The organism is Bacillus sp. A01H, from assembly GCF_045277205.1.
In the GTDB taxonomy this organism is placed as follows: Bacteria; Bacillota; Bacilli; order Bacillales; family Bacillaceae_G; genus Bacillus_A; species Bacillus_A paranthracis.
On the sequence record NZ_CP117702.1, the window covers coordinates 4,335,005 to 4,356,040 of the forward strand.

Sequence of the window (21,036 nt, forward strand, 5' to 3'; positions counted from 1 at the left end):
TATGAAAACACGTCAAGATGCATGGACAAAAGAAGACGATCTCCTTTTAGCAGAAACTGTTTTACGACATATTCGCAGCGGCAGTACACAAATAAAAGCATTCGATGAAGTCGGCGATGCTTTAAACCGCACTTCCGCAGCTTGCGGTTTTAGATGGAATGCTGAAGTAAGACCGAATTATGAAGATGCGGTGCAGCTTGCGAAAAAACAACGTAAAGAATTAAAGCGTTCTGAAGCTAAAATAGAAAAAAATCAGTTCACAAAAACGAAACAACTCGTAATCGACGCTGAGTTTTCAGAAGATATTGTACCAAGTAAACAAGAACTTACAATGCAAAATGTCATCTCGTTTTTGCAAAACTTGGAGCACAATAATCCTTCACTCGCAAAGTTACAAACTGAAAATGAAGTATTACAAACTCAGCTCACTTCCTTGCAAAAAACGAATGATGAGCTTGAAACTAAATTAGCCGCACTCACAAAAAAACAACAAGCAATCGAAGAAGATTACGCAATGCTCGTTAGAATTATGGATCGTGCTCGAAAACTCGTTTCAGTTGAAGAACAAGAAGAGCAGATCGCTCCCATTTTCAAGACAGATCAAAATGGAAATTTAGATATTATTTATTCTGCAGAGAATTAAAAAAGATGTCACCTAGCCCTATTTTCCGGCTAAGTGACATCCTTTTTTTGTCTCTTCGATGGATAGTATATTGGTAAATGAAATTATATCGGCGATTTTTCGAATATATCTATCGTAACTTACAATATATCAACGATTTTTTAATTATATCGACTATTCGACAAGGAATATCGATTTACCGACAAATATTTACAAAATAAGTAAACCTGCTATACAAAGGACCCCCTGAATCAACTGGATATTTTTTACTTAAATATTACTATAAACATATACGATTGAAAGGAGCTGATTGCCATTTCATTAGTAGCCTTCAAAATAACACTCGGTATTCTCGTTCTAACGTTAGGCCTTTTTACCATTCACAGTTTAAAAAAGACCTCAGGTTATAAATCAGACAAATATGATTATTACTTACTGGCCTTGCTTGCATTTGAACTAGTAGCAATGCAAATACCCCTATTTCTTTAGCACATCTAAAAAAGCATATATCCGAAATGGATATATGCTTTCATTTTATTCTTGCCCTACACGTTTCACTTCTACATTTTTAATGCGTTCACGTACAACGTGACTTGCCATAATTAAGCCTGCCACAGATGGTACGAATGCATTTGATGAAGGCGGTAATTTCGCTTTACGAATTTTTGCATTTTCGTCTGGTACGATTTCTTTACGTACTTCTTCACGAATTACGATTGGGTTTTCGTCAGAGAAGACAACTTTTACACCTTTTTTAATACCCTCTTTACGAAGCTTCGTACGAATGACTTTCGCAATTGGATCTGTATGTGTTTTAGAGATGTCCGCAATACGGAAACGAGTTGGGTCCATTTTATTTGCTGCACCCATACTTGAGATAATTTTAATTTTACGACGTAAACATTGTTTAATTAAATGAATTTTGAACGTAATTGTATCAGATGCATCCACTACGAAGTCTAAACCGTGCTTAAAGAACTCTTCATATGTTTCATCTGTATAAAACATCTCTAGTCCAATTACTTCACACTCTGGGTTAATGTCTGCAATACGCTCTTTCATTAATTCTACTTTTGAACGTCCTACAGTAGATACTAAAGCGTGAATTTGACGGTTTACGTTTGTAATATCTACAACATCTTTATCAACTAATACGAGACGCCCAACTCCAGAACGTGCTAATGCTTCAGCTGCAAAAGAACCTACGCCGCCAATCCCTAAAATACCGACTGTACTATTTTTTAATATTTCAAGTCCTTCTTTACCGAAGGCTAATTCATTACGTGAAAATTGATGTAACATTCAGCTCTACACTCCTATTACAAAAATGGTCTACCATGTATTCTAGCGTTTTTCCGACTATTTGTATAGAAAAAGTTATAGAATTCCTAAAAATACATATTTCAAAAATAAAAACATAGTGTAAACCGGACTTTTTAAACTTCCTTCCAATACACGTTTAAAAAGGAGGATTCAGATAACCGAGCAGATCGAGGCACGTATGCTAGGAGGAGCGCAGTGTAGCTTTACTACTCGAGCACCAGACTAGCATACGTAACGACGAGATGCGACAGTTATCTGAACCGGACTTTTTAAACAACCTCTCAAAAAAAGCCTAGATGGTATTAGTATAACCATCTAGACCCCATTCTTACTTCTCTTCTTTTAAGCTTAATTTTAAGTTTAACTCTTCAAGCTGTGCTTCTGCAACTGGGCTTGGAGCTTCTGTTAATAAGCAGCTTGCGCTTGCTGTTTTCGGGAATGCAATTGTATCACGAAGGTTCGTACGACCTGCAAGTAACATAACAAGACGGTCTAAACCTAATGCAATACCACCGTGTGGTGGAGTACCGTATTCGAATGCTTCTAATAAGAATCCGAATTGCTCTTGCGCTTCTTCTTGTGAGAATCCAAGTGCTTTGAACATTTTTTCTTGTACGTCACGCTCGTAAATACGAAGTGATCCACCACCAAGCTCATAACCGTTTAATACAAGGTCATATGCTTGCGCACGTGCTTTTTCTGGTTCTGTTTCTAATAGCTCAACATCTTCACGGAATGGCATTGTGAATGGGTGGTGAGCTGCGAAGTAACGATCTGCATCTTCATCGTACTCAAGAAGCGGCCAATCCGTTACCCATAGGAAGTTAAATTTACTTTCGTCAATTAACTCAAGCTCTTTACCTAGACGTAAACGAAGTGCACCTAAGCTATCTGCAACAACGCTCTTCTTATCTGCTACGAATAGTAATAAGTCACCAGCAGTAGCTTCTAATGTGCTCATTAACACATTTGCATCTTCTTCACCGAAGAATTTCGCAATCGGTCCTTTTAAGCCGTCTTCTTCCACTTTAAGCCAAGCTAAACCTTTTGCACCGTATACTTTTACGAATTCAGTTAATGCATCGATGTCTTTACGAGAGTATTTGCTCGCAGCACCTTTTGCATTAATTGCTTTTACTTGTCCGCCGCTTTCTACAGCACTTGTAAATACTTTAAATCCACAACCTGCTGCAAACTCAGATAAGTCTGTTAGTTCCATTTCAAAGCGTGTATCTGGCTTATCAGAACCGTAACGAGCCATTGTATCAGCGTAAGTCATACGAGGGAATGGTGCACTAATCTCTACACCTTTCGCATCCTTCATAACTTTCGTCATCATGCGCTCCATCATATCTAAAATTTCTTCTTGTGTTAAGAATGAAGCTTCAATATCGATTTGCGTAAATTCTGGTTGACGGTCTGCACGTAAATCTTCATCACGGAAACAGCGTGCTACTTGATAGTAACGCTCAAATCCGCCGACCATAAGAAGCTGTTTAAATAGCTGTGGAGATTGTGGTAATGCATAGAATTCACCATCATGTACACGACTTGGTACTAAATAATCACGAGCTCCTTCTGGCGTGCTCTTCGTTAAAATTGGTGTTTCCACTTCTAAGAACTCTTCTGTGTCTAAGAAGTTACGAATTGTTTTTGTTACGTCATGACGCATTTTGAATGTGTTGAACATTACAGGACGACGTAAGTCTAAATAACGATATTTTAAACGCACATCTTCTGATGCATCTGTATCATCAGCAATAATGATTGGCGTTGTTTTCGCTGCATTTAATACATTTACTTTCGTTGCTTGTACTTCAATACGACCAGTTGCCATATTGTCATTAATTGCGCCTTCACCACGCTCAACAACTGTACCTTCTACGTGTAGTACGTATTCGCTACGAATTGTTTCTGCTACTTCTAGCGCTTCTTTTGATGTTTCTGGGTTAAATACAACTTGTACGATACCTGTACGGTCACGTAAGTCGATAAAGATTAATCCACCTAAATCACGGCGTTTTTGTACCCAACCTTTTAATTGAACTGTTTGTCCAACTGCTTCTACTGTTACTTTTCCACATGCATGCGTTCTTTCAGCCACTGTAAGTTCCCCCTATATTAATTTCTCTGCTACGTATGAAGCAAATACATCTAATGCTACTTCTTCTTGTTCGCCTGTTGCCATATCTTTTAAGTTAATGATGCCTTTATCTAGCTCATCTTCCCCTAATACAGCTACAAATTTCGCTTTTAGACGATCTGCTGATTTAAATTGTGCCTTCATTTTGCGATCTAAATAATCTTTTTCAACTGATAATCCAGCTTTACGAAGATCAAATGCAACTTTTGCAGCATGGTCTTTTGCTTTTTCACCAAGCGCTACAACGTAACAATCAATGCTATGTTCGATTGGCAATTCAATGTTTTCAGCTTTTAGTGCCATAATTAAACGTTCAATACTCATCGCAAAACCGATACCTGGCATTTCTGGTCCACCGATTTCTTGTACAAGTCCGTTGTAACGTCCACCACCGCTTAATGTAGTAATAGCACCGAAACCTTCTGCCTCACTCATAATTTCAAATACAGTGTGTTGGTAGTAGTCTAAACCACGTACTAAGTTCGGATCTTTTTCAAATGGAACATCCATCATCGTTAATAGTTCTTGAACTTTTTCGTAGTATACTGCTGAATCTTCGTTTAAGTATTCTGTAATAGATGGTGCTGTTCCCATTAATTCATGGTTACGGTCCTTCTTACAATCTAAAATACGAAGAGGGTTCTTTTCTAAACGAGATTGACAGTCAGAACAGAATTCGCCGATACGTGGCTCGAAGTGTGCGATTAATGCATCACGGTGTGCTTGACGGCTTGCTGCATCACCTAAGCTGTTTAATACAACTTTAATATTTTTTAAGCCCATGCCGCGGTAAAACTCTACAGCAAGTGCAATTACTTCTGCATCAATTGCAGGATCGTTACTGCCGATTGCTTCAATACCAAATTGTACGAATTGACGATAGCGACCTGCTTGTGGTCTTTCGTAACGGAACATTTGACCGATATAATATAATTTCGTCGGTTGTGTTGCGTCACCGAACATTTTATTTTCAACGTAAGAACGTACAACAGGTGCAGTACCTTCTGGACGTAATGTTAAACTACGCTCTCCACGATCTTGGAATGAGTACATTTCTTTTTGTACGATATCTGTCGTATCACCAACACCACGTAAAAATAGCTCAGTGTGTTCAAAAATTGGTGTACGAATTTCTTTGTAATTGTAACGACGGCAAATTTCGCGTGCTTGCCCTTCGATATACTGCCATAACTCAACAGTACCTGGAAGAATATCTTGCGTTCCGCGTGGGATTTGAATAGACATATTCAGTTCCTCCTCAAATTGTTTTAATCTTAATAAAAATAAAAAAACTCCCGCCTCTACTGTTTGAACAGTAGGGACGAGAGTATTATACCCGTGGTGCCACCCTAATTGAAGCACGTATGCTTCCACTTTTTTAATAACGCTTAAATGTGCGTTCATCCCTACTAAGCGTATACGCCGTTCAAGTTGAAACCTCTAGAGTGTCATTCAATCAGTCATCATGTAGAAATGTTTTCAGCCTAAGACATTTCTTCTCTTTCCATGTGTGTCTCATTTACTCTTCTCTATCAAAGGTTATATTCATATGTAAATATAAAATTACTATACGTTTGTTCAGTAGGATTGTCAAGTGCTCTAAGAGCGTTCAATCTGCTTCTTTAGACGCTTTACATCTTGAAGAGAAATGCCAAACTCAGAAGCAAGCTCCATTGAAGTATTGTTTTGCTCTTTTGAAATAAAATCATGAAAATTCACGTTAAACAGTTGATTTGCACCATTTGTAACAGAATGCCCTTTTTCATTCATACGCATACGTATATCCCTCACATTCAATATGGATGTTTTACTTTTTATTGTTCCATATTGATTAGAGAGTTATACATAAACGAAAAAGCTATTGACTCAAAATAAACATTAGTATTGGATTTATAACAATGAGCTAGTCCACTTGCTAGCATATGATGCTTCAAATAATATAACGATACGATACAATACCTACCCCAATTACGAGAATTTCTAACATTACATGTAATACAAATTGCGCGGCCATTTCTTCTATAGGAAGTAAAGCATACATTAAATTACTTCTACACTCTGATTCAATATACGGACCAATGCCTCTGGATTAGTTTCCATTACCCAATGCCCACCAACTTCAATAGAAAAAACCTCCCATTTTCTATCTCTTGCTTTTTTTGCTGATTCTAAAAAGATAGACGTCATTGGCCAATGTTCTGGATTATCCTTTACTTCTACGTATATATGCGGTATACATTGTGCTTTAGAGTTTTTTATTTCAACCGATTGTGTAAAAGCCAACAATGGCATCGCTGATTTTCTCTCATCTATTGTATTTCTAGGAAGAACACGCCATCCCTCCCCGTATACTTTTACTTCTTCTATAAAATGCGCGGCCATTTCCGGTCCAGAAATATCCATAACAGAATCACCATCTTCCGGAAGCATTGCATCCACGTATACTAGCTCCTTAATGAACTCGGGAATTACTTCTGCCACCCCTGTAATTACCATACCAGAATAACTATGTCCTACCAAAATTACATCTTTTAGACCCTGATATTTAATAGTATTAACAATGTCTTGAATAAATGTCTTCAACCCTATATTAGGTTGCATAAGATGTGTTCGTTCCCCAAGTCCAGTTAATGTAGGAGTATATACACTATGACCCTCTTCCCTTAAAAGTTCAGCTAGTTTTTTCCAAACATAACCGCCATCCCATGCTCCATGAACGAGTACAAATGTTTCCATAAGTTTTACCTCCCATAATCCCCCGATTATATCGTTTATTTTCTTAACTATCATAACAATAATTAACAAAATATACCATTAAAAACCATAAAAGAAGAGAGGGGCTCATCCCCTCTCTTCTTGCAACACTATTTACTTTCCACAATTAAGGTAACCGGACCATCATTGATTAAAGAAACATCCATCATTGCTCCGAACTTCCCTGTTTCTACATGCAACCCTTGCTTACGTACTTCTTCATTAAAGAAATCATATAAACGCTCTGCATAGTCAGGTTTAGCTGCATCCATAAAGTTTGGACGTCTTCCCTTGCGGCAATCTCCGTATAATGTGAATTGCGAAATGGATAGAACTTGTCCTTCTACATCAAGTACAGAATGGTTCATCTTTCCGCTCTCATCTTCAAAAATACGTAAGTTCGCAATTTTTTCTGCAATGTAAGTTGCATCTTTTTCTGTATCTTCATGCGTAATGCCAACTAGTAATGTTAAACCGAACGGAATTTGTCCTACGATCTCACCGTCTACTGTGACAGACGCTTCTTTTGATCGTTGTAAAACAACTCTCATCTTTTCTACACTCCCTATTAATGCATCATGCGTCGTACTGCATAAATTTCTGGAACACGTTTAATGCGTTCTACTACTTTTTTCAAGTGCTGTAAGTTACGAATAGAGATTGACATATTAATTGTTGCCATCTTATTACGGTCACTTCTACCAGAAACTGCTGAAATGTACGTTTTCGTCTCTGTAACAGCTTGTAATACTTCGTTTAATAAACCACGGCGATCGTAACCTGAAATTTCAATATCAACGTTATACTCAATTTCTTTTTCAGGGCTACCTTCCCACTCTACTTCTAATAAACGTTCTATAGCTTCTTCTGTATGAACATTTACACAGTCACGGCGGTGAATCGATACGCCTCGGCCTTTCGTAATATACCCAACGATATCATCACCAGGTACTGGGTTACAGCATTTTGATAAACGAATTAATAAATTATCTGCACCACTTACTTTAACGCCAGAATCCCATTTTCGAATTTTCATCGGTTTACGAACTTCTTTAACTTCAACAATCTCTTCTTCTTCACGTTGCTTACGGAACTTGTCCGTTAGTCGCGTAACAATTTGCGATGCAGTGATACCATTATATCCAACTGCCGCAAACATATCTTCTTCATTTGCAAAGTTGAATTTTTCAGCAACTCGTTTTAAATTGTCAGGCGCTAACACTTCTTTCATCTCATACTCTAGGCTACGCACTTCTTTCTCAACAAGTTCACGGCCTTTTTCAATATTTTCATCTCTACGTTGTTTCTTAAAGAACTGACGTATTTTGTTTTTTGCATGAGATGTTTGAGCAAGTTTCACCCAATCTTGACTTGGTCCATACGAATGTTTCGATGTTAAAATCTCAATGATGTCACCTGTTTTTAATTTATAGTCAAGTGTCACCATTTTCCCGTTTACTTTTGCACCAATTGTTTTATTCCCAATCTCTGAATGCACACGATATGCAAAGTCAATTGGAACAGATCCAAGTGGTAATTCCATTACATCGCCTTTCGGTGTAAAGACGAATACCATGTCAGAGAATAAATCAATTTTTAACGACTCCATAAACTCTTCTGCATTAGAAGCTTCATTTTGCCATTCTAATATTTGACGGAACCATGTAAGTTTCTTCTCTAATGTACCTGTTGTTTCTGCTGTTTTTCCTTCTTTATACGCCCAGTGTGCCGCGATCCCGAATTCTGCAATCTCATGCATTTCTTTCGTACGAATTTGCACTTCAAGCGGATCACCTTTCGGTCCAATTACAGTCGTATGAAGAGATTGATATAGATTTGCTTTCGGCATTGCAATATAATCTTTAAAACGACCTGGCATCGGCTTCCAGCACGTATGAATAATTCCAAGTACTGCATAACAATCTTTAATACTATTTACAACGACACGTACAGCTAATAAATCGTAAATTTCATTGAATTGTTTATTTTGCAGTGCCATTTTACGATAAATACTGTAAATATGTTTTGGTCTTCCAGAAATTTCAGGTTGAATTGCAACTTCGTCTAATTTCTCACGAATACCAGTCATTACTTCGTCTAAATACTCTTCACGTTCTGCACGTTTACGCTTCATTAAATTTACAATACGATAATATTGCTGTGGATTTAAGTAGCGAAGTGACGTATCCTCTAGCTCCCATTTAATAGTACTAATTCCGAGTCTATGTGCTAAAGGCGCAAAGATTTCTAACGTTTCATTCGCAATGCGACGCTGCTTCTCTTGAGGCAAATGTTTCAATGTACGCATGTTATGAAGACGATCAGCTAGTTTAATTAAAATAACTCGAATATCTTGAGCCATTGCAATAAACATTTTGCGATGGTTTTCTGCTTGTTGTTGCTCATGAGATTTATATTTAATCTTTCCAAGCTTTGTCACACCATCAACAAGCATAGCAATTTCTTTATTAAATTCCCGTTCAATATCTTCTAATGTAATCTCTGTATCTTCTACTACATCATGTAAGAAACCTGCTGATACTGTAGCTGGATCCATGTGTAAATCAACTAAAATACCTGCAACTTGAATTGGATGAATAATGTATGGTTCACCCGATTTTCTGTATTGTTCGCTATGCGCATCGCGTGCATATTCATAGGCACGTGCTACTAGCTCAATATCTTCATCCACTAAATATTGACTTGCTTTCTCGAGTACCTGTTCAGCTGTTAGTACCTGCTCATTTGCCATCGAATCACCTTTTATTGAAAATTGACTTTATCTTTATTAAATAGAATAAATTATATTCTATCATTATAACCCAATGATTGTGAATTGTGAAAAGGAAAAGATTTTACTGACATTTCACCATAATTTTTTGTTCAATTATACAAAAGTACCCGCTCCTCTCCAAGAGATTCACGGGTACTTCTTATCACCGTAGTTTTACCTATATAGCGATTAGTATTTTTCTAATACTAATACATCGTAACCATCTAACATTTTACGACCATCTAAGTAAGTAAGTTCTACTAAGAATGCAATTCCTGCTACAACTCCGCCTAGCTCTTCAACTAGCTTAATTGTCGCTTCGATTGTTCCACCTGTAGCTAATAGATCATCTGTAATTAATACGCGTTGGCCTGGCTTAATTGCATCTTTATGGATTGTTAAAACATCTTTACCATATTCTTTACCGTAGTCAACTGTAATTACTTCACGTGGTAATTTTCCTAATTTACGAACTGGCGCAAATCCTACTTCTAATGCGTAAGAAACTGGGCAACCAATAATAAAGCCACGAGCTTCTGGACCTACTACAAGGTCGATGTCTCTCTCTTTTGCATACTCAACGATTGCATCTGTTGCTGCTTTGTATGCTTTACCGTCGTTCATTAACGGTGTAATGTCTTTAAACACAATACCTTCTTTTGGATAGTCCGGTACAATTGCGATATGTTGCTTGAAATCCATATTTCTGAATCCTCCTCAGATCTAAAAGGTTTGTAAATACAAATCCTTTACCCTAACTGTTCTACTTCTTTATGATTACGAATCGTTTCAAACCATGTATATAGTTGCTGATATGTGCTATAAACCAATTCTTTTTCTAATTGTAAGTGGTTCATTTTCTCACGATATGTGTTCGATTCAATTAAATCACGCTTTTGTTTTTTGTCTGCCATAAAAATGACGCCATCTTTTATTGTAACAAATTCTAACTCAAAAAACACCTGTGTCATGAAATTTACTGTATCTTTTGACCAACCTTTATGTTGACATAGTTGTTCTCCATATTGTCTTAAAGAAAATGGTGATTTTTGGCTCAAGAATGAATAGTACCATTTAAAGTGATCCCTCGTTGGAACAGTACTAAATAAATGATTATTCTCTTGATAAAATAGCGTATAAATTCGCGACGGGAACCCAACTTTAAATAGATCTCGTAATTCATCTGTTCCTTTTGGTAAATCAAGTAACACGATGTATTGCTCATCTAACTCGGTTACTTCTGATGCATGCATCATATGCTCTTTATAGTCTTCTAAAGAAAATTTATGCAATACCTCTTTAGAAAAATACACCATCGTTATTTTTTCTTTCGGAAGTTCTGCTAAATTTGCTTCTACGTTACGCATACTACGCCAATCAAATAATTGCCATGCCTCTACAGCAATATCTTGCACCATTAATTGCGGCTTCTTAAAATTATTCCATTCATTGATAGACGCTTCTCCTATTACAGATACTTTTGCAACTGGAGAAATTTCTTTCGCGTACGCACCAAAACCGAATCCAATTGTATCCAATGTTGCTTGTCCATCACGAAGAGACATCTTTAAATGAGAACCGTCTGATCCGATTGCACGAATACTTTCTAACTCCGCATCTTTCACTGCAATACGTGGCTTTGGATTTCCAACACCAAATGGCGCTAACTTTTGCATATCTTCAATTGCTGCAAGTGTTACGTCCTCCACTTTGCAAAAAGCATCGACAGCTGTAATTGGAATAAAATCTTCTTCCGTTAAAATTGTATCTGCCTGTTCATTTAAACGGCGGCGTAATTCATCTACATCATTCATATGTAGCGTCATTCCCGCTGCCATCGGATGTCCTCCGAAGTGTGGCAATAACTCTCTACAATCTGACAAATTTGCAAACAAATCAAATCCTGCAATACTACGCGCTGAACCTTTTGCAGTTTCTTTTACAGGATCAATGCATAATACAATCGTTGGACGATAAAAACGTTCAACTAATTTAGAAGCGACAATTCCAATTACACCTGGATTCCATCCTTCTTTTGCAAGCACTAATACTTTATTATCTTCAGGAGGGAAATTCGTTTCCACTTCAGCGATAGCTTCTTCTGTAATTTGCTTTACAATATCTTTTCGCAGTTTGTTCAGCTCATCAATTTCTTCAGCCAGCTCTTTCGCTTCTTCGGGATCCTCTGATAATAAAAGATGTACAGCCGGCGTAGCATCTTCTAAACGTCCAACTGCATTAATACGAGGTGCGATTGAGAAGCCAATACTCTCTTCTGTAATTTCACTTTGCGAAACGTTAGCAACTTTAAATAGCGCCTTTAGTCCAATATTTTTCGTCATGCGCATATGTTTTAAACCGCGCTTCACTAGCAATCTATTCTCACCGTGAAGTGATACTAAATCGGCTACCGTACCAATTACTGCAATTTCTAATAAATGTTCTGGTACACGGCCTAGTAGTGCATGTGCAACTTTAAACGCAACACCAACGCCCGCTAAATAGTGAAACGGATACACACCGCCATCTAATTTCGGATGAATAATCGCAAGTGCTTCTGGCAATTCTGGTGGTGGCTCATGGTGATCTGTAATAATTAGATCTATCCCAAGTTCCTTCGCCACTTTTGCTTCATGTACAGCTGCGATACCAGTATCGACAGTAATAATTAATGAGAATCCTGCGCTATGCGCCCAACGAAATGCTTCTTCGTTTGGTCCATAACCTTCTGTAAAACGGTTTGGGATATAAAATTCTACGTCTGCACCTAATTCTTGCAAGGCAAGATATAACACAGTCGTACTACTTACTCCGTCCGCATCGTAGTCACCAAATATTAATATTTGCTCTCCATTTTGAATCGCCTTATTTACACGTTCTACCGTTCTATCCATTCCTTCTAATAAAAATGGATCATGAAATTCTTGATTTTCTGTATTTAAAAAATCTAAAATCTTATCTTCTGTATCTAATCCTCTACCGAGGAATAACGAAACGACAAGTGGTGATAATTGTAATTTACTTGCTAATTCACTCACTCGCTCGCCATTATATTCTTTTTCTTTCCAACGCGTCTTCGGTTGTAACACGAAATCACCCCTTAACCTGTTCATTATACAAGACAGATTAAGGGGTGACAATATCATGCAAACTACGATGCAATATCTATATACTAAAATGTTAATAATGTTTAATTTGGAGAATACGGATTTATATGTACAAACACATTTTGTACGTTATCTTGTTTCATAAGCGTTTCTTTCACATGCTTTCCAATGCGATGCCCTTCTTCTACAGTAATGTATGGATCTACAGAAACTTTAATATCAACAATAACATAATGACCATGTTCCCTTGCGTATAAAGAACCAATTTTTTTTACACCATCTATTTGAAGTACTGCTTCTCTAAGCGGAATAACATCTTCCTCATGAAGAACATGATCAAGCGTTGCATGAATTGCTTCTGCCCCAATACTCCATGCCATTTTTGCAACGAGAAGTGAAACAAATAATCCTGCAATTGGATCGGCATACACAAGCCAATCTAACCCGAACTTACCACCAATAATCGCTGCACAAATACCGATTAAAGCTGCAATTGAAGAAAACACATCTGAACGATGCTCATATGCATTTGCAATAATTGCATCACTATTTACCCTTTTCCCTAATCGGAATTTATATTGAAACATTCCTTCTTTCACGATAATTGAAAGAACGACAGCAAAAATTGTAATCCCTTTCGGCGGTTCTAGTTCCTGTGAAAAAGCTTTTATGGACGAAATCGCTATCTCGATTCCCACAATAAATAATAATACTGCAACAATAATCGCTGAAATCGATTCCGCTTTACCATGACCATACGGATGATCTTCATCGGGCGGCTGCTTTGCTGCTCGTAACCCAAACAGTACAGCTAGCGAACCAATTACATCTGATGCAGAATGCACCGCATCTGCTAATAGCGCTTTACTGTTCCCAATATAACCAATTACCGCCTTTATAATCGCTAATATAATATTACCAACGATCCCGACAATAGCACCAAACTCGGCCTGTTTAAAACGTTCATCTTTTTCCATCATTAAAATCCCTTCTTTTCTTAACCTATCTTTTTATTGTAACAAAAACAGCGATAACATCACCACTTTCTTCCATTTCATCATTTCAAAGTAACTATCTTATTGTATCCACAAACGAAAAAAGAGATGCCTCATAAAGAGACATCATCTTTTTTATACTTGCGGTTCAGATTCTACTTTCTCAACCTTTTTCTTGTTTTTGCCCTTTTTCAAACGACGGTTTTCAAGCATTAACCAAATTTGAGAAGCAACGAAAACAGAAGAATACGTACCTACAACTAGTCCAACAAGTAACGCAAACGAGAAGTTACGTAGTGACTCACTACCGAAGATAAGCAGTGCAATTACTGGGAATAACACTGTTAATACGGTGTTAATCGAACGACCAAGCGTTTGGCGAATACTTGCATTTACGATTTCTTCTAAGTCTTTTATATCGCGAACTCGTTTTTTCTGTTTGTATAATTCACGGTTTCTATCAAACGTAACAATTGAGTCATTAATAGAATAACCGATGATTGTTAACACGGCAGCGATAAACGTTAAGTCTACCTCCAATTGGAAAATACTAAATATAACAATCATAACGAATGCATCATGTAATAATGCAAGCACTGCAGATAATGCGTACGTAAATCGGAATCGAATACTTACGTATAAAATGATAACTGCAGAAGCAATTAATACTGCGATAAATGCATTTCTTGCAATTTCTTTACCAATTGTCGGCGAAACTGTACTTACGTTTGGATCTGTACCATATTTATCGTGGAAGAATGTTTTTGTTTTCGCAATTTCATCTTTTGATAGAACACCTAATGTACGAACTGCGAATCCCTTATTGTCATCTCCAGTCGGTACAATGTTTTCTTCCTTCACGTCAATGTTCAATTCTTTAAAATCTTTATGAACATCAGACACAGTAACTGATTGTTTTGATTGCAGGTCGATACGTGTACCACTCGCAAAGTCAATACCAAGATTCATTTTGAAAATTGGTAAAATAATTGCACCTGCAATTACAACTACAATCGAGAAGATAAGGAATTTATGACCGACATTTACAAAGTTAATACGATCAAATTTCGTTGGTGGATGTACTACACCTTTTGTTAACGGAATAATATCCTTTTGTTTCACACCAAAGTATCCTGGTTTTTTATCGAAGTAACGGCTCTTTACAAGTAAACTTAGTAAGAAACGAGTACCGAATACGTTCGTAATAAAACCAACTAAAATACTTACAATTAAACTTGTTGCGAATCCTTTTACAGAGCTATTACCGTAAACGAATAATACACCAGCTGCTGCAAGTGTTGTAATGTTCGCATCTAAAATTGTTGCTAATGAACGATGGTTACCAGCACGGAATGCTGACATCATTGACTTACCAATTTTCAGTTCTTCTTTTAGTCTCTCGTACGTAATAATATTCGCATCAACTGCGATACCTACCCCGAGCACTAACGCCGCAATACCTGGCAACGTAAGAACTGCATGCATCCAGTTAAAGACAAGTAATGTAACGAAAATGTATAGACCTAACATAATAACCGCTACAAGTCCTGGTAAACGGTAGAATACAAGCATAAATAAGAAAATAAGAGCGATACCAATCGCACTAGCGAAAATTGTTTGCTCTAACGCTTGTTGACCAAATTTCGCTCCAACAGATGTTGAATACATTTCTTTTAAATCAACCGGAAGTGCACCTGCGTTTAATAAAGATGAAAGTTGTTTTGCACTTTCAACTGTGAAGTTTCCACCTACGATAGATACTTCAGCTTGGTTAAATACTTGACTTACTGTTGCTGCTGATAAGAATTTCGGATTCGGTTTTGCAGATTCTGCTTTATACGAATCTTTTCCTTCTTCAAAATCAAGCCAAATTACCATTAAATTCGTTGGTGGTGGCATTTTTGAAATTTTCTCAGTTACTTCACGGAATTTTTCAGCGCTTTTTAGTGTAAGACCTACACTCGCACGGCCTTGCTCATCAAATGTTTGCTTCGCTCCGCCACCTTTTAAATCCGTTCCATCCATAAGAAGATTGTCGTCTACATCACGAAATGTTAATTTCGCTTGTGTTGATAACATTTCACGTGCTTTTTGCTGATCTTGTACACCAGCAAGCTGTACACGAATTCGATCTTGCCCTTCGATTTGAATGTTCGGCTCACTTACACCGAGAACATTGACACGATTTTCAAGAGCACCTACTGTACTTACAAGTACATCTCGATCGATTTTATCACCTTTTTTGGCTGGTTTTACTTCATACAGAATTTCAAAACCACCGCGAAGGTCTAGTCCTAGACTAATTCCTTTTGCTATGTCTTTTCCTGCCGCACCAATTACTCCACCGATTAATAAAACGATGAGGAAAAAGGCGGCAATTCTTGTACCACGCTTTGCCATATGTACCCTCTTTCCGCTACTAACACTTCAAATAAATCTTTTACGATTCACTTTTACACGTGTGCATACGCCTAGTTAGTAGACTTCCTTTCTATAATTTTGCTAGTTCCTCACCAGCTGTGTCGGTAAGTTTTTCACATTACCTACACTTTCATTATTTGTTTTCTCTCTTCACTACCTCCTTTATATATGATCTTAGACATAATTATTTCCTCATTATCAATACCTATCATTATACTGCAAAAGGAAGAACAAACCAATTGCAGTCGGTTATTTATTTTCATATTCATCAAATGACCAAAGCGGGGCTTGATATGCTTCAACAGTTAAATACGTCATATATTCATTAGCTGTTACTGTTAATACGTCATTAACTAATTCATACAATCTAACGTCACTGTCTATCTTCTTCCACTTTTTCACTTTAAGAAACTTCCAAATGTCATCATCTGTTACTCGGTCGTAGCCGAACATTTGGAACTCTTCTACTTTACTTTCTAAAACGACTTGTAACTGTCCGCGGTATGATTCTACCAAAGCCTCTCTATCTAACATATATAACATCTCCTTCTTATTTCAGCACGAAAAGTCGCTTTTAATCCCGCTCTAATGGACAGCAATAACTACTTTCAAGAGTACTCTCTTAAATGCTTGTCATTCTTGTCTCGTACGTGCATATAAATTATTGTAAATCATTCCACTGATTTTGAGAAGGTAGGAGAAGACCATGACGAGACAAAGCTTTTTAAAAGGCGCATTTATTTTAATGATAGCCGGCTTTATTACCAAAATTCTAGGATTTATTAATCGTATTGTAATGGCACGTATTTTAGGAGAAGAAGGCGTTGGCCTTTATATGATGGCCGTCCCTACATTTATTCTAGCAATTACATTAACACAAATCGGTCTTCCTGTCGCAATCGCAAAATTTGTAGCAGAAGCAGAAGCTGTGAATGATAAACAAAAAGTTAAAAAAATATTAACAGTATCATTAGCTGTTACATCTGTTATTAGTATCATTTTAACAATTGGAATTATGCTCCTCACACCTATTTTAGCAAAAACATTATTAACTGATGAACGAACGTACTATCCATTAATGGCCATTTTGCCTGTCGTTCCTGTTATTGCTGTTTCTTCTGTTTTACGTGGCTATTTCCAAGGGAAACAAAATATGAAACCTAGCGCTTACGCCCAAGTGATAGAACAAATTGTCCGCATTACCATTATCGCTATATGTATTCAATTATTTTTACCTTACGGCGTAGAATATGCTGCAGCTGGCGCTATGTTATCAGCCGTTCTCGGTGAAGTGGCATCGTTATTATTTTTACTTACTTTATTCCAGCGCGAAAAACATTTATCTATACGCTCTGGATTTTTCACTACTGTAAAGGAGAGCAAAGGAACATTTTATTCTCTTATGGATATTGCACTTCCAACTACAGGAAGTCGTTTAATCGGTTCCGTTTCCTATTTTTTTGAACCTATCGTCGTTATGCAAAGCTTAGCGATTGCCGGCGTTGCTGCCTCCGTCGCAACTCAGCAATACGGTATATTAAACGGGTATGCATTCCCGCTTCTTTCACTACCAGCCTTTATTACATACGCTCTTTCGACAGCACTCGTTCCATCAATTAGCGAGGCAATGGCAAAAAGACAACATAAATTAGTAGAACACCGCTTACAACAAGCTCTTCGAATCTCACTCATTACTGGCGGGTGGTCAGTCGTTATATTATACGTATTTGCTTCTCCTGTTTTAACTCTTATGTATGGATCGGATAGTGCAACAGCGTTCATCCAGCTTCTTGCACCTTGCTTTTTATTTCATTATTTTCAAAGTCCACTTACCTCTGTCTTACAAGCTTTAAACTTAGCACGTGCGGCCATGATGAATACGTTTATTGGTGCAATCGTGAAATTAATTGTTATTTTCGTACTAGCCTCAAGGCCAGAGTTTCAAATGATGGGGGTTGCCCTTGCTATTGCAGCAAATATCGTAACAGTAACATTTCTTCATTATGCTACTGTTTTAAAGAAAATTACATTTACCATTTACGCAAAAGACTATATTTTTGGCGGACTTGCCATCGGTATCGCAGGCTCCTTCGGTTTTTACCTTCATAAGTATATGGTTTTCTCTCATTCACTTGGCATACAAACATTATGGGAAATCACTTTAACAACACTCGTTTATATTGTGCTCCTCTTCATTTTCAAGCTCATTCGAAAAGAAGAGTTAAGTCGTCTCCCTATCATTCGAAAACTTTCATTTTTGAAGTAAATAGGCTTACTATTCCATATAGTAAGCCTCTAGTTTTCTTTCAAATCAACAAAAAATTTCCCATTTTGAAAACTACAGTATAAAATTTGTGTTACATCGTTATAGCCTAAGTTTTTTAATTTTTCAACAAGCCACTCGTCTGTATGTTCAATCATTTGTAAATGATTCGATTGAATTTCGCCATCGATAATAAGAGGAAGAGTAAACTGCAATGCATCCTGCCCGCCTTTTTGTTTTTGAAAGACAGATAACTTCCCAGATGGTTCTAAAATAGCGTATTCTACATCCCTAATATCTCCGACTCCCTGCTCTCTTAATTGCATCATTAAATCATCTATATTATATCGCTGGTTTCTCATCTTTTTTCCATCAATTTTTCCAGCATTAATAATGATTGCTGGTTCTCCTTCTATTAAATGCCGAAATCGTTGAAACTTTAAAGAAATGACAGACAAAATGATCTGTATACACATAAGAAAGACCATCGGAACTAATTGATGCCAAAGTGATTTATCCGTATTTTCAATTGCGACTACAGCCATTTCACCAAGCATAATGAATACGACTAAATCTAATACACTTAATTCTCCTATCTCACGTTTACCCATAAGACGAAAAATAATTAAGATGATAATATACAACAGCATCGTCCGGCCAATTACTGATACCCATTCCATTTTTACATCTCCTTTTTACGTATAGACTCCCCTATAAAAAAGAAAATAGTCTAACTTAGGCAAAAGGAAAATATGCTTGTATTAAAAAGGGGGAATGTATAAATGGATGGAACGAAAAAATTATCAACTGCAATCGGCTTCGGTATCGTTATCCTATTAATTCTCGCAACAGTTACTAGCATGATTATGGCTCTTTTATTAAAATTTACAGATATGAATGAAGGAACATTAGCTGTTACTATTTTTATACTAGCACTTTTATCTATGCTTATATCTGGGTTTACTGCCGGCAAAAAAGCACAAGGGAAAGGTTGGCTAGTAGGCTTCTCAACAGGACTTACATTCACTATACTTGTTTTTCTAGTTAACTATTTAGGCTTCTCTCAAACTTTATCGAACTCGCAGTTACTTTACCAATTAGCATTAATGGGCGCGAGTACACTTGGTGGCATTTTCGGTGTAAATATGTCCAAACAAAATAACTAAAAAAAGGCCCTGCACATTTCATGCAGGGCCTTCCTCATTAGTTTTTCACAACTTCACGAATCGCATTACGATCGAAAGTTAAGTGTGAACCACCAGATTTAATAACGATTTTCGTCTCATCTACTGATTCAATTGTACCGTGTAAACCACCGATTGTTACGATAGCATCACCTTTTTTTAACTCACTTTGCATTTGAGCAACTGCTTTTTGACGTTTTTGTTGCGGGCGAATTAATAAGAAATAGAAAATCGCAAACATCGCAACGATCATAACGATATTCATCATACCTGGATTCATCTTTTGTTCCTCCTTTTAAATTATGTATTAGAAGTTTTTAGCATTCGGTTTATTAAAGCCATACTGTTCAAAGAATTCTTCGCGGAAATCGCCAAGACGGTCTTCACGAATAGCTTGTCTCACCTGCTCCATTAAGTTTAACAGAAAATGAAGGTTGTGATAAGACGTTAAACGAATTCCGAACGTTTCATCACATTTCATTAAGTGACGAATGTACGCACGAGAGTAATTTTTACATGTATAGCAATCACAGTTTGGATCAAGCGGACCGAAATCTCTTGCGAATTTCGCATTTTTGACAACAAGGCGGCCTTCACTTGTCATACATGTACCATTTCGAGCGATACGAGTTGGAAGTACGCAGTCAAACATATCAATACCACGAATTGCACCATCGATTAACGAGTCAGGGGAACCTACTCCCATTAAGTAACGTGGCTTATTATCTGGAAGAAGCGGCGTTGTAAACTCAAGTACACGGTTCATAATATCTTTCGGCTCACCTACAGATAAACCACCTACCGCGTAACCAGGGAAGTCCATTGAAACAAGGTCTTTTGCACTTTGGCGACGAAGTTCTTCGAACTCCCCTCCCTGTACAATACCGAATAAACCTTGATCTTGTGGACGTTCATGTGCTTTTAAGCAACGCTCTGCCCAGCGGCTTGTACGCTCTACAGATTTCTTCATATATTCAAAAGTAGCTGGGAATGGTGGACACTCATCAAATGCCATCATAATATCTGAACCTAATGCATTTTGAATTTCCATCGCTTTTTCTGGTGATAAGAATAATTTATCTCCATTTAAGTGGTTACGGAAATGAACGCCTTCCTCTTCAATGCGACGGAAGTCACTTAAACTGAATACTTGGAAACCACCAGAGTCCGTTAAGATTGCACGATCCCAGTTCATAAATTTATGCAAACCGCCTGCTTCACGAATGATTTCGTGACCTGGACGTAGCCATAAATGATACGTATTACTTAAAATAATGCCAGAATCCATTGCTTTTAATTCTTCTGGTGACATTGTCTTAACTGTTGCAAGCGTACCAACTGGCATAAATGTTGGTGTATCAAATGAACCGTGTGGCGTATGTACACGTCCTAAACGGGCACCTGTTTGTTTACAAGTTTTAATAAATTCATAACGAATTGCTGTCATAATT

General features: G+C 37.2%; 18 protein-coding genes and 1 other annotated feature. Of the genes, 3 read left to right on the plus strand and 15 right to left on the minus strand.

Going from position 1 to position 21,036, the window contains the following annotated elements:
- Position 1 precedes the first annotated feature (1 nt).
- A complete protein-coding gene (locus PSR14_RS22960; protein ID WP_046197790.1) occupies positions 2-643 on the plus strand; it encodes an RsfA family transcriptional regulator in 642 nt (213 codons plus the stop codon).
- Between the two features lie 513 nt (positions 644-1,156).
- Here PSR14_RS22960 and PSR14_RS22965 read toward each other — a convergent pair.
- The 12 genes from PSR14_RS22965 to PSR14_RS23020 form a co-directional block, all read right to left on the minus strand.
- Positions 1,157-1,924, minus strand: a complete 768-nt coding sequence (locus PSR14_RS22965; RefSeq protein WP_000903177.1) for a ThiF family adenylyltransferase — start codon at positions 1,922-1,924, stop codon at positions 1,157-1,159.
- Positions 1,925-2,273: 349 nt separating this feature from the next.
- Positions 2,274-4,049, minus strand: a complete 1,776-nt coding sequence (gene aspS / locus PSR14_RS22970; protein ID WP_406644065.1) for an aspartate--tRNA ligase — start codon at positions 4,047-4,049, stop codon at positions 2,274-2,276.
- A gap of 12 nt (positions 4,050-4,061) precedes the next feature.
- Positions 4,062-5,333 carry a histidine--tRNA ligase gene (hisS, locus tag PSR14_RS22975; protein ID WP_000027087.1) on the minus strand — a complete coding sequence of 424 codons (1,272 nt, stop codon included), beginning with the start codon at positions 5,331-5,333 and terminating at the stop codon, positions 4,062-4,064.
- A 69-nt stretch (positions 5,334-5,402) separates the two neighbouring features.
- Positions 5,403-5,633, minus strand: a binding site (T-box leader).
- A 54-nt stretch (positions 5,634-5,687) separates the two neighbouring features.
- Positions 5,688-5,864, minus strand: coding sequence for a hypothetical protein (locus PSR14_RS22980; RefSeq protein WP_001242605.1), 177 nt, complete (start codon positions 5,862-5,864; stop codon positions 5,688-5,690).
- 264 nt (positions 5,865-6,128) lie between these two features.
- Complete coding sequence (locus tag PSR14_RS22985) at positions 6,129-6,824, minus strand: alpha/beta fold hydrolase (protein ID WP_000447391.1); 696 nt, start codon at positions 6,822-6,824, stop codon at positions 6,129-6,131.
- A 128-nt stretch (positions 6,825-6,952) separates the two neighbouring features.
- A complete protein-coding gene (locus PSR14_RS22990; RefSeq protein ID WP_001266956.1) occupies positions 6,953-7,393 on the minus strand; it encodes a D-tyrosyl-tRNA(Tyr) deacylase in 441 nt (146 codons plus the stop codon).
- A gap of 17 nt (positions 7,394-7,410) precedes the next feature.
- Positions 7,411-9,594 carry a GTP diphosphokinase gene (gene relA, locus PSR14_RS22995; protein ID WP_001262809.1) on the minus strand — a complete coding sequence of 728 codons (2,184 nt, stop codon included), beginning with the start codon at positions 9,592-9,594 and terminating at the stop codon, positions 7,411-7,413.
- A 210-nt stretch (positions 9,595-9,804) separates the two neighbouring features.
- A complete protein-coding gene (locus PSR14_RS23000) occupies positions 9,805-10,317 on the minus strand; it encodes an adenine phosphoribosyltransferase (RefSeq protein ID WP_000346214.1) in 513 nt (170 codons plus the stop codon).
- A gap of 47 nt (positions 10,318-10,364) precedes the next feature.
- Complete coding sequence (gene recJ, locus PSR14_RS23005) at positions 10,365-12,704, minus strand: single-stranded-DNA-specific exonuclease RecJ (protein WP_048557572.1); 2,340 nt, start codon at positions 12,702-12,704, stop codon at positions 10,365-10,367.
- Between the two features lie 101 nt (positions 12,705-12,805).
- The gene (locus PSR14_RS23010; RefSeq protein WP_033674155.1) at positions 12,806-13,699 is read right to left on the minus strand and encodes a cation diffusion facilitator family transporter; all 894 of its coding nucleotides are present in this window, start codon (positions 13,697-13,699) and stop codon (positions 12,806-12,808) included.
- A gap of 153 nt (positions 13,700-13,852) precedes the next feature.
- Positions 13,853-16,117, minus strand: coding sequence for a protein translocase subunit SecDF (gene secDF / locus PSR14_RS23015; protein ID WP_001119080.1), 2,265 nt, complete (start codon positions 16,115-16,117; stop codon positions 13,853-13,855).
- 270 nt (positions 16,118-16,387) lie between these two features.
- Positions 16,388-16,672, minus strand: a complete 285-nt coding sequence (locus PSR14_RS23020; RefSeq protein WP_000886980.1) for a post-transcriptional regulator — start codon at positions 16,670-16,672, stop codon at positions 16,388-16,390.
- Between the two features lie 172 nt (positions 16,673-16,844).
- Between PSR14_RS23020 and spoVB the strand changes: the two genes are divergently transcribed.
- A complete protein-coding gene (spoVB, locus tag PSR14_RS23025; protein ID WP_000198283.1) occupies positions 16,845-18,404 on the plus strand; it encodes a stage V sporulation protein B in 1,560 nt (519 codons plus the stop codon).
- 29 nt (positions 18,405-18,433) lie between these two features.
- On the opposite strand, the gene PSR14_RS23030 is transcribed toward spoVB, so the two are convergent.
- A complete protein-coding gene (locus PSR14_RS23030; RefSeq protein WP_000455393.1) occupies positions 18,434-19,081 on the minus strand; it encodes a DUF421 domain-containing protein in 648 nt (215 codons plus the stop codon).
- Between the two features lie 102 nt (positions 19,082-19,183).
- Between PSR14_RS23030 and PSR14_RS23035 the strand changes: the two genes are divergently transcribed.
- Positions 19,184-19,567, plus strand: coding sequence for a TIGR04086 family membrane protein (locus PSR14_RS23035; RefSeq protein WP_000349147.1), 384 nt, complete (start codon positions 19,184-19,186; stop codon positions 19,565-19,567).
- Between the two features lie 37 nt (positions 19,568-19,604).
- On the opposite strand, the gene yajC is transcribed toward PSR14_RS23035, so the two are convergent.
- Together yajC and tgt are read right to left on the minus strand one after the other, a co-directional pair.
- Complete coding sequence (gene yajC / locus PSR14_RS23040; protein WP_001068066.1) at positions 19,605-19,865, minus strand: preprotein translocase subunit YajC; 261 nt, start codon at positions 19,863-19,865, stop codon at positions 19,605-19,607.
- 27 nt (positions 19,866-19,892) lie between these two features.
- The gene (gene tgt / locus PSR14_RS23045; protein WP_000125362.1) at positions 19,893-21,032 is read right to left on the minus strand and encodes a tRNA guanosine(34) transglycosylase Tgt; all 1,140 of its coding nucleotides are present in this window, start codon (positions 21,030-21,032) and stop codon (positions 19,893-19,895) included.
- Between the last annotated feature and the right edge of the window lie 4 nt (positions 21,033-21,036).